The 10,760-nt window shown below is 45.9% G+C and carries 8 protein-coding genes, 1 tRNA gene and 1 pseudogene; 6 read left to right on the plus strand and 4 right to left on the minus strand.

Annotated elements, in window-relative coordinates:
• Positions 1 to 226: 226 nt before the first annotated feature.
• A tRNA-Leu gene (locus BHV83_RS10175) sits at positions 227 to 310 on the minus strand.
• Positions 311 to 489: 179 nt separating this feature from the next.
• Here BHV83_RS10175 and BHV83_RS10180 point away from each other — a divergent pair.
• From BHV83_RS10180 to dgt, 6 genes are all read left to right on the plus strand, one after another.
• On the plus strand, positions 490 to 1,569 hold the full coding sequence (locus BHV83_RS10180) for a mannose-1-phosphate guanylyltransferase (RefSeq protein WP_195292131.1): 1,080 nt from the start codon (positions 490 to 492) through the stop codon (positions 1,567 to 1,569).
• A 300-nt stretch (positions 1,570 to 1,869) separates the two neighbouring features.
• A complete protein-coding gene (locus BHV83_RS10185) occupies positions 1,870 to 2,853 on the plus strand; it encodes a GSCFA domain-containing protein (protein ID WP_036658198.1) in 984 nt (327 codons plus the stop codon).
• A 20-nt stretch (positions 2,854 to 2,873) separates the two neighbouring features.
• On the plus strand, positions 2,874 to 5,339 hold the full coding sequence (locus BHV83_RS10190; RefSeq protein WP_005633184.1) for a bifunctional UDP-N-acetylmuramoyl-tripeptide:D-alanyl-D-alanine ligase/alanine racemase: 2,466 nt from the start codon (positions 2,874 to 2,876) through the stop codon (positions 5,337 to 5,339).
• Between the two features lie 109 nt (positions 5,340 to 5,448).
• Positions 5,449 to 6,306 carry an enoyl-ACP reductase FabI gene (locus BHV83_RS10195; protein ID WP_005633196.1) on the plus strand — a complete coding sequence of 286 codons (858 nt, stop codon included), beginning with the start codon at positions 5,449 to 5,451 and terminating at the stop codon, positions 6,304 to 6,306.
• Positions 6,307 to 6,406: 100 nt separating this feature from the next.
• Positions 6,407 to 7,015 (plus strand): L-threonylcarbamoyladenylate synthase, encoded by a 609-nt coding sequence (locus BHV83_RS10200; RefSeq protein ID WP_005633198.1) that lies wholly within the window; start codon positions 6,407 to 6,409, stop codon positions 7,013 to 7,015.
• A 14-nt stretch (positions 7,016 to 7,029) separates the two neighbouring features.
• Positions 7,030 to 8,355 (plus strand): dGTP triphosphohydrolase, encoded by a 1,326-nt coding sequence (gene dgt, locus BHV83_RS10205; RefSeq protein ID WP_005633199.1) that lies wholly within the window; start codon positions 7,030 to 7,032, stop codon positions 8,353 to 8,355.
• Here dgt and rsgA read toward each other — a convergent pair.
• The 3 genes and pseudogenes from rsgA to BHV83_RS10220 form a co-directional block, all read right to left on the minus strand.
• A complete protein-coding gene (gene rsgA, locus BHV83_RS10210; RefSeq protein WP_005633200.1) occupies positions 8,352 to 9,284 on the minus strand; it encodes a ribosome small subunit-dependent GTPase A in 933 nt (310 codons plus the stop codon). The genes dgt and rsgA overlap by 4 nt on opposite strands.
• 82 nt (positions 9,285 to 9,366) lie before the next feature.
• Positions 9,367 to 9,841: pseudogene (locus tag BHV83_RS10215) on the minus strand (ribosome-recycling factor).
• Positions 9,842 to 9,940: 99 nt separating this feature from the next.
• Positions 9,941 to 10,760, minus strand: an 820-nt coding sequence (locus tag BHV83_RS10220; RefSeq protein WP_286757471.1) for an MFS transporter, incomplete at its 5' end; no start/stop codon positions are given.

Consider the following 10,760-nt stretch of genomic DNA (forward strand, 5'->3'; position numbering starts at 1 on the left):
TAATTTTGTTCTCAGATACAAATATAAGGTGGAAATCGCATTTTCCGAGAAAACATCAGCAATAATAAGACAGAAAAGAATGCATAAGAGTTAAGAAATTATAAAGATGAAAGGATGAAAACCACAAAAGTACACTCTATTCTTGTTTTTGTCGCTCAGTACACATTTAGTACGCCTTGCAGAAAGAGAAAGCCCTGATAATCGGTTGATTATCAGGGCTTATTAGTACCCAGACCCGGGATCGAACCGGGATGGAAGTGAATCCATTGGTGTTTGAGACCAACGCGTCTACCAATTCCGCCATCTGGGCATTTGCTTTGAGTAAGTTTGTTTCTCATTTGCGTTGCAAAGGTAGACATTATTTTTAAACCTGCAAACATTTTCCTCTTTTTTTTCATTTTATATCTTCTTAGGATTTATGGATAAACGAAATCCCGGAATATTTCGTTAACTTTGTAAGAGTATAACTAAAAAACAACCTGGATCATCATGAAAGATAATTATTGCATTATCATGGGCGGTGGGATCGGAAGCCGTTTCTGGCCTTTCAGCAGAGAAAGTTACCCTAAACAGTTTCTTGACTTTTTCGGTACAGGCCGGTCGCTACTACAGATGACATTCGATCGTTTCTCCAAGATTATTCCGATCGAAAATATCTATATTGTAACAAATGAGCAATACGCTTCACTTGTAAAAGAGCAACTGCCAGAGTTGGGAAAATCGCAGATATTATTGGAACCGGCACGTCGTAATACAGCTCCTTGCATCGCTTATGCGGCATATCATATCAAAGCTTGCAACCCGAATGCAAATATTGTTGTCGCACCTTCCGATCATCTGATTCTGAAAGAGGACATTTTCCTGAAAGATGTGCAGAAAAGCCTCGACTTCGTAAAAGACAACAATGCACTAGTTACGTTAGGCATTAAACCGAGCCGTCCTGAAACAGGCTACGGATATATCCAAAGCAGTGATATCATGCTGGGCGAATTCACGAAAGTGAAAACTTTTACTGAAAAGCCGGATTTGGAACTGGCAAAAGTATTCATGGAGAGCGGCGAGTTTTTCTGGAATTCCGGTCTTTTCGTCTGGAACGTCAACACCATTTTAGAAGCATTCTCCAAATTTCTCCCCGATATCTCCCTCCGTTTCGATTTGGGCAAAGAAAAATTCAACACAGCGGAAGAACGAGATTTCATCGCCGAGAACTTTCCTTACTGCCTGAATATCTCCATCGACTACGGGATCATGGAAAAAGCGGACAACGTATATATGCTCTGTGTTGACTTCGGCTGGGCCGACCTCGGGACATGGGGATCGCTGTTTGACCTGGCGAAGAAAGACGAACAAAACAATGCGCTCCTAAAAAGTGAAGCGATAATGTACGAAAGCAACGGCAATATCGTTGCCCTCGACAATCCGAAACGCCTCACCGTCATACAGGGCATCAATGATTGCATCGTGGCCGAATCCGGCAATGTTCTCTTGATCTGCAAGAAAGAGGACGAACAACGCATCAAACAATTCGTTGCCGATGCACAGATGAAATATGGCAAAGAGTTTAATTAACTGATAATCGCCAATTAATCAGGCATCTGATAATGATCAAAAAAATGACAATTGACAATCAAAGGCCTGCCTTTTAGTTGTCAATTGTCATTTTTTATTTCTTTCCACCTGTAAAAAGCCAAATTTGCGATTATATGTGTTTAAACCAAAAGTGTCGAAGTCCGAAACAATGACAGCTTATGCTCACAGATAAATATCCAACTCGAAAAGGAGATAAAATTTACCTATTTGAAAAAAGTTGCATAAACTTGTAAAGGAAGTGATTGAAAAACGAATAAATATATGGCAATTAAATACAATATGGAATTTTACACCCACATCACAATCCCCAAAACCCCATTTACATTTTCCTATACGGTGCAAACGGTTCTGCTTGGTTCCTGCTTTGCCGAGAATATAGGAAAAAAATTGGAGGGAAACAAGTTCAAGACCGATTTGAACCCATTCGGTACGCTTTATAATCCTTCGTCCATAGCCGAAGCGATTCGCATGTTACTTCAGCCGGAACAGTTCACAGGAGATGATCTTTTTCAGCATGAAGGGATTTATCATAGCTTCAGCCATCACAGCCGTTTTTCCTCACCTTCGGAAACGGAATGCTTAGCCAACATCAATAGGCGACTGTTCAGTTCCGCTGACACGATACTGAAAGCCCAACGGATGATCCTTACTTTCGGCACGGCATGGGTCTACAAGCTGAAAAGTTCGGGAAAGGTCGTATCCAATTGCCATAGGCTGCCAGAAAAGATGTTCGACCGACAGTTACTTACCGTAGGAGAAATCGTAGCGGAATGGAAAAGTCTGCTTCTATCGCTTTGGAAACAGAATCCAGAGCTGAAGATACTTTTCACCGTCAGTCCGATCCGCCATTGGAAAGACGGAGCACACGGTAACCAGCTCAGCAAAGCTACCCTCCTGCTTGCCATCGACGCTCTGCAAAAGGAATTCCCGGAACACACCGCCTATTTCCCAGCTTACGAAATCATGATGGACGAATTGAGGGAGTACCGTTTCTATGCCGACGATATGCTGCATCCATCCACCACGGCGATCGAATATATCTGGGAACGGTTCACAGGCAGCATGCTTTCACCTGATTCGCTGTCAATTCTTAAAGAATGGAAGGATATCCAAAAGGCCATTAACCACAAGCCGTTTCAACCGGAAAGCGAAGCCTATAAACGATTCATCTCGCAAACTTTGTTAAAGATGGAACGACTTAACGAGAAATTCCCTTACTTTGATATGACAAATGAAGTCGAAATGATTAAAAAGAAGTTCTAAACTTAATTATAGAGAAAAGAATGGAATATTCAATTAAAGAAATCGCCGGGATAATTGGAGCTGACGCCCAAAAATTATATGACGCTCCTGTCAGTATATTGCTTACCGACAGCCGCCGTCTTTCATTCCCCGAGCAAAGTCTATTCTTTGCCCTCCAGACAAAGACCAACGACGGACATAATTATATACAAGGATTATATAAATTACGTGTACGCAACTTCGTAGTCAGCACTTTTTTACCGGAGTTCGAATCGATGCCTGAAGCAAACTTCCTTGTCGTCAAGGATACACTGAAAGCACTCCAGAAGTTAGCGGCCCATCACCGGAAACGTTTCAATATTCCGGTAATCGGCATTACGGGAAGCAACGGGAAAACGATTGTAAAAGAGTTTCTTTATCAATTATTGCACAACGAGTTCAACATCGTCCGCTCCCCCCGGAGCTACAACTCGCAATTGGGGGTTCCGCTGTCGGTATGGCAGATGAGCGACAAAAATACATTAGGCATCTTCGAAGCAGGCATTTCCCAGCCGGACGAAATGGAACGCCTTCAACCGATCATCGCACCAACCATCGGCGTAATCACAAACATAGGGGAAGCGCATCAGGAGAACTTTATCTCTTCCACGCAGAAATGTCTAGAAAAGCTGACGTTGTTCAACGACTGCGAAGCAATCATCTATGATGGCGACGATGCTTTTATCGCCAACTGCATCGAGTCGGCCTGCCTGTCCCACAAAGCAATCACTTGGAGTCGGACAGACTCGGAAGCCCCTTTGTATATCGAATCGATCAAGAAACTGGATTCCGAAACCATTATCCGCTGCACGCTTTTAGGTTTCGACCGGACATACACGATTCCTTTTACGGACGACGCTTCTATCGAAAACGCCATCCACTGTATGGCCGTGATGTTGTATCTGAAACCGACAAGCGTAAACGATATCGAAAAATTCAAGCGCCTCGAACCGGTTGCCATGCGCTTGGACGTAAAGCAGGGTATCAACAACTGCCTATTGATAAACGACACCTATAATTCGGATATCAATTCTTTGGATATCGCCCTCGACTTCCAACAGAGCCGCCGCGTAGAGAAGAATTTAAAATGCACACTAATCCTTTCAGACATCCTGCAATCGGGAACGTTGCCGAAGTCTCTTTATAAGAAAGTTGCGGACTTGGTGCGCAGAAAGAAGATCGATCGCATTATCGGTATCGGCCGTGACTTGAAAGAGTACGGAGGTGCTTTCGATATCGAAAAAGAATTTTACCTGACAACGGATGAATTCATCAAGTCTCCGTCTTTCAAAAAGTTCAAAGACGAATTGATCCTGATAAAAGGCTCCCGCCAATTTCATTTCGAACGTATATCCGAGCTGCTGGAAAAGAAAGTGCATGAGACGATCTTGGAAGTGAACCTGGATGCCGTTGTCCATAACTTCAACTATTACCGCTCAAAGCTGAAGCCAGAAACTAAAATGGTCTGCATGGTCAAGGCTTTCGGATACGGAGCCGGTTCCTATGAACTGGCAAAGACACTGCAAGAACATCGTTGCGACTACCTGGCTGTTGCCGTTGCCGACGAAGGAGAAGAACTGCGCAAGGAGGGCATCTCGATCCCGCTTATCGTCATGAATCCGGAATTCAGCAGCTTCAATGTCTTGTTTGAAAACCAGCTGGAGCCGGAAGTGTACAGTTTCCGTCTGCTCGACGCAATGATAAAAGAGACGGAACGCAGGGGCATCACCTCTTATCCGATCCATATCAAGATCGACACGGGAATGCACCGTTTAGGCTTCCAGCCGGAAGATGTACCGGAGGTTTGCCGTCGCCTGAAAGAACAGAGCGGCGTAGTAGCTCGCTCCGTATTCTCACATCTCGTAGGCAGCGACTCCTATATCTTCGACGATTTCACAAAAAAGCAACTGGATACGTTCACCCGCGTGGCAGCAGAACTGGAAGCCGGGTTGGAATACAAGGTGATCAAGCATATCCTGAACTCGGCCGGAATAGAACGGTTCACCGATTATCAGATGGATATGGTACGTCTCGGCATCGGCCTGTATGGAGTCAGTGCCTCCGGTCAGAAAGGGTTGCGTAACATCAGCACGCTGAAGACGACTATCTTGCAGATACAAAACGTTCCGGCAGGCGATTCCATCGGCTACAGCCGGATGAGCTATGTAAAGCGCGATTCCCGCATCGCGATTATCCCGATCGGTTATGCCGACGGCTTGGACCGTCATTTCAGCAATGGTGGTGGCGAGGTCGTGATTAATGGCCACCGTTGCCCGATCATTGGCAATATCTGTATGGATGCCTGCATGATCGATGTCACCGATACCGACGCACACGAAGGAGACTCCGTCATCATTTTCGGCGAAGAACTCCCTGTCAGCGAACTTTCGGACAAACTAAAGACCATCCCATACGAGATACTTACCTCTATCTCGCCGAGGGTAAAAAGAGTGTACTACAGGGAATAAATATCCGGGGGCCCTATCCTGTCCCAGACTTGAAGGGGTTTCATGTAAGCGATTGCGTATCTTGCACATTTTTACTATCTTTGTGCCGTAACATATTAAAATAAAAGGTATGAGTCATAATTTATTGAAAGGCAAGCGAGGCATTATATTCGGTGCGCTGAATGACATGTCCATCGCCTGGAAGGTGGCTGAAAAAGCCGTAGAAGAAGGAGCAACGATCACACTGAGCAATACACCGATCGCCGTTCGTATGGGACAGGTGGATGCTCTGGCTGAGAAGTTGCACGCCGAAGTTATTCCGGCGGATGCTACGAGCGTGGAAGATTTGGAAACGGTTTTCTCTAAATCAGTAGAAATATTAGGGGGTAAGATAGATTTCGTTTTACATTCCATCGGCATGAGCCCGAACGTGCGCAAGAAGCGTACTTACGATGATTTGGACTACAGCATGTTGGAAAAGACACTGGATATCTCCGCAATCTCTTTTCACAAGATGTTGCAGGTTGCCAAAAAGCAGGATGCCATTGCCGAATACGGTTCAGTGATCGCCCTCTCATATGTGGCAGCACAACGTACATTCTTCGGATATAACGACATGGCAGATGCCAAGAGCCTACTGGAATCCATTGCCCGCAGTTTCGGCTACATCTATGGCCGTGAAAAGAACGTGCGTATCAATACCATTTCCCAGTCACCGACATTGACTACAGCCGGTAGTGGCGTGAAAGGCATGGATCATTTGATGGATTTCGCCGAAAAGATGAGCCCGCTGGGCAATGCCACAGCCGACGAATGTGCAGACTATTGCGTTATGATGTTCTCCGACCTCACCCGCAAAGTCACAATGCAGAACCTCTACCACGACGGTGGCTTCTCAAGCATGGGTATGAGCCTTCGTGCCATGAACCAGTACAGCAAAGGTCTGGAAGAATATACCGACGAAAACGGACACATCATTTACGGTTAAGCCGTAAATCAGGTGAAAGCGGAAAGGTGAAAGTGGAAAGTTTACTTCGTGTTTTCTCAAACTTTCAGCTTTCAACTTTCAATTTTCAACTCATAACGCTATGCTCGTAAAAATATACCCCGAAAACCCCAATCTCAGGGAGATAGACAAGGTGGTCAATATCATGCGCGACGGTGGCCTCGTGATTTACCCGACCGACACCGTTTATGCCATCGGTTGTGACGCGTTGAATGTGCGTGCAGTCGAAAAGATCTGCCAGCTGAAAGGCGTCAACCCGCAGAAAAGTAACCTGTCCATTATCTGTTATGATCTTTCCAATCTGAGCGAATACGCCAAAGTGAGCAACGCTGCTTTCAAGTTGATGAAGAAAAACCTACCGGGCGCCTTTACCTTCATCTTGCCGACCAGCAGTGAGCTACCAAAAATCTACAAGAACAGAAAAGAGGTAGGGATCCGCGTGCCGGACAATAATATCATCCGTACACTTGTACGGGAACTCGGAAATCCGATTTTGACCATGTCTTTGCATGACAAAGACGAGATCATCGAATACAGTACCGACCCCGAACTGATCGAGGAGAAGTATGAAAACCTAGTGGACATCGTCATCGACGGCGGTTACGGAGGTACGGAAGCCTCGACCGTCATCAACTGCACAACAGACGACTTTGAAATCATCCGCCAAGGAAAAGGAGAATTAATCTATTAAGCAAACAAGACAAGATGAACTGGAATCAATTACTCTCCGGCAAACGTTTCGGAATGGAAGAATATCACGAACGCAAACATGAACGCACCGATTTTCAGCGAGACTACGACCGCCTGATCTTTTCCTCCCCTTTCCGCCGTTTACAGAACAAGACTCAGGTATTCCCCCTACCGGGCAGTATATTCGTGCACAACCGTTTGACACATAGCTTAGAGGTCTCCTGTGTAGGACGCTCATTAGGCAACAATGTCGCCAAAGGCCTGATGCTGAAATATCCCGACGGAAGCGTCAATTTCCCGGAAATAGGTTCCATCGTCTCAGCCGCCTGTCTTGCCCACGACATGGGCAACCCGCCATTCGGACATTCAGGAGAACGGGCGATCTCCGCTTACTTTGCTGAAGGTAACGGAAAAAAGTTACAGGAAAAGATTCTCAACGAAGGAGGGCGCTATGAAGACTTTCTTCATTTCGAAGGGAATGCGAACGCCATGCGTCTGCTCACCCACCAGTTCATCGGGCGCCGCAAAGGGGGCTTTGCCCTGACATACAGCACGCTTGCCTCCATCATCAAATATCCGTATTCTTCCGTTTACGCAGGGAAGAAAGGAAAATTCGGTTTCTTCCAGTCGGAAGAGGAGGCTTACCTGCGCATTGCCAACGAATTAGGCATTAGCCGGAACCCGGAAGACGCAAATAGGTTCGTCCGCTATCCGCTTGTTTATTTGGTGGAAGCAGCTGACGATATCTGCTACCAGATCATGGATATCGAGGATGCCTACAAACTGCATATCCTAACAACGGAAGAAGCCATCCGGTTGCTCCTCAATTTTTTCGAAGGGGAACGCCTCGACCATATTGTCCGTGTCATGAAGATGGTAGACGATACCAACGAACAGATCGCCTACTTACGTTCCTGTATCATCGGCCTCTTGGTTGACGAATGTTCCCGCATCTTCCTCGAAAACGAAGAGGATATCCTCAGCGGAACATACAACACTCCGCTTATCGATAACATTTGCGATCAGGCAAAAGCCGCATACGACACCTGCTCAAAAACCGCTTACAAAAAGATATACCGCGCCAAAGAAGTTTTAGACATTGAACTAGCAGGTTACCATATCTTCAGTCATTTGATCGACACGCTGACAGAAGCTGTCATGAACCAGGATCATGCCTACAGTAAGCTCCTGTTGCAACGCATCCCGGAACAGTACGACACAAACGCACCGACCGTCTACGGCAAAGTACAATGCGTCCTCGATTATATCTCCGGCATGACAGATGTATATGCATTGGATTTATACCGCAAGATCACAGGGATGAGCTTGCCGGCAGTCTAATATTCTTCCCTATACTTGCTCTCCTGTTTATCATCAAGAATACTCAGGTAGCTTTTATATCGCGATTCGCTGATATAATGTTCTTCTACGGCACGCAAGACGGCACAGCCCGGCTCATGGCGGTGAGAGCAGTTATTGAATTTGCAATCAGCGGAGAATTTGAATATTTCAGGGAAGTAATGAGCGATTTCCGCACCTTCCATTTCGATCGTGCCAAAACCTTTGATACCTGGAGTGTCAATCAGGTAACCGCCATCCGACAAAGGAATCATCTCAGAGAAGGTGGTAGTATGCATTCCCTTGTTATGGTATTCGGAGATATCGCCGGTACGGAGATTGACACCTGGGATCAGTTTATTGATAATAGTTGATTTCCCCACACCTGAATGACCCGACAATAAAGTGATTCTCCCTTTAAGGTCTTCTCTCAACACATCCAAGCCCTCTTCGGTACGGGCACAAAGCATAGAGCAAGGATAGCCGATCGTCGTATACAGAGTGACCAAATCGTCCAATAATTCCCGGTCACCGCCATGATAGCGATCTATTTTGTTGAAGACTAACTTCACCGGCACACGATAAGCCTCGGCTGTAGCAAGAAAACGGTCGATAAAAACGGTAGTGGTAATCGGATAGTTGACTGTCACGATCAGCATCGCCTGGTCTACGTTCGCGGCGATAATATGCGACTGCTTGGAAAGATTGGAAGCGCGGCGGATGATGTAATTCTTCCGGTCTTCGATCTTGGTGATAAAGGCAGTCCCTTCGGTATTGATATCAATATCGACCCGGTCTCCGACCGCAACAGGATTGGTGGTACGGATATCTTTCAGGCGGAAATTTCCTTTGATCTTACTTTCTATATCGCGACCATCATCGGTGCGTACGGTATACCAGCTACCCGTATTCTTAATAACCAATCCCCTCATGTTAATTGAAAGTTGAAAATTGAAAGTTGAAAGATAAGGAGGAAAGGAAGGATCTATTCCGCCACTTTCAACTCTCAACTCGTTATACCGTCATTATTTCTTTTTCTTTTGCAGCGTAGAGTTCATCTACTTTCTTGATATACTTGTCATGAACCTTCTGAACTTCTGCTTCTGCATCTTTCTCGACATCCTCAGGAGTTCCGTCAGTCTTAATGCTCTTCTTCAATTGCTCAATTGCATCACGGCGAGCGTTACGAATACTGATTTTAGCAGTTTCCGCTTCCTGCTTAGATTGTTTAGCCAACAGACGACGACGTTCTTCCGTCAGAGGAGGAATACCCAAACGAATCACTTCACCATTGTTTTCAGGAGTGATACCGACTTCGGAATCCAATCATGATCGTTCTCGCATCCGGAACAGTTACGGTAGCCACATTTGTCAAAGGAACAGGAGCACCGTAATACATTACTCTCACGCAATCCAAGATTTTCGGATTCGCCTTACCGGCACGAATATGAGACAACTGTTCATCCAAATATTCGATCGCAAAGGTCATCTTCTCTTCTGCCGCCTTTACATACTGCAAACAAAAATAGTAAAGTTTTTCTTTTTGGCAAACTGTTTATGGAAATATGTTATTCCCGAACCGCTGGGACTACTTCAGCTTTGTAAAAAGGAAAAGCAGGTAAAACACTCCGACTGCCAAAACCAGCAAGGCGCCTGTCTGCGAATGAAGAGCATCAGAAGCAAAGCCCATCAAGAGCGGAAAAACCGTTCCACCGAAAAGTCCCATAATCATCAAGCCGGATACTTCGTTCTGCCGTTGGGGCATCGACAATAAAGCCTGAGAGAAAAGGATGGAGAAGACGTTCGAATTGCCATATCCGACCAAAGCGATGCTGACATATAGCAGAGCCTTGCTGTCGAACAAAAAGAAACCCGCCATCGAAGCTACCATCAACACGACACTGACAACAAAAAATTTCTTCGGTGTCCAATGGGCCAGGATCAACGAACCAGTCAGGCAACCGACCGTACGGAAGATAAAATAGAGGCTCGTTGCAAACGCTGCCGCATGTATGTCCATCCCCAACCGTTCCATTAGGATCTTCGGGGCGGTAGTATTCGTGCCGACATCTATGCCGACATGACACATGATACCGACAAACATCAACAGGATAAACGGGTTACCCAATAAGGCAATGCATTCGGCAAATGTGGAAGGTTTGCCTTCAGGTGCCTCTTCCTTGATAGAAGTCGCCCCCAACAGTAAAATCGCCACAATTGCTATCACCATATAGATCGGAAACAGTACACGCCAGCCCAATCCCAGCGAAGGGATCGCCGCAGTCGCTCCCCACATGGCGATATAGGGCGCCAGAAAAGAAGCGATCGCCTTGACAAACTGCCCGAAAGTCAAACTACTCGCCAACTTATCTTCAGTAATAATATTAGAGAGAAGCGGGTTCAGAGAG

This window comes from Parabacteroides sp. merdae-related_45_40, assembly GCF_001915675.1.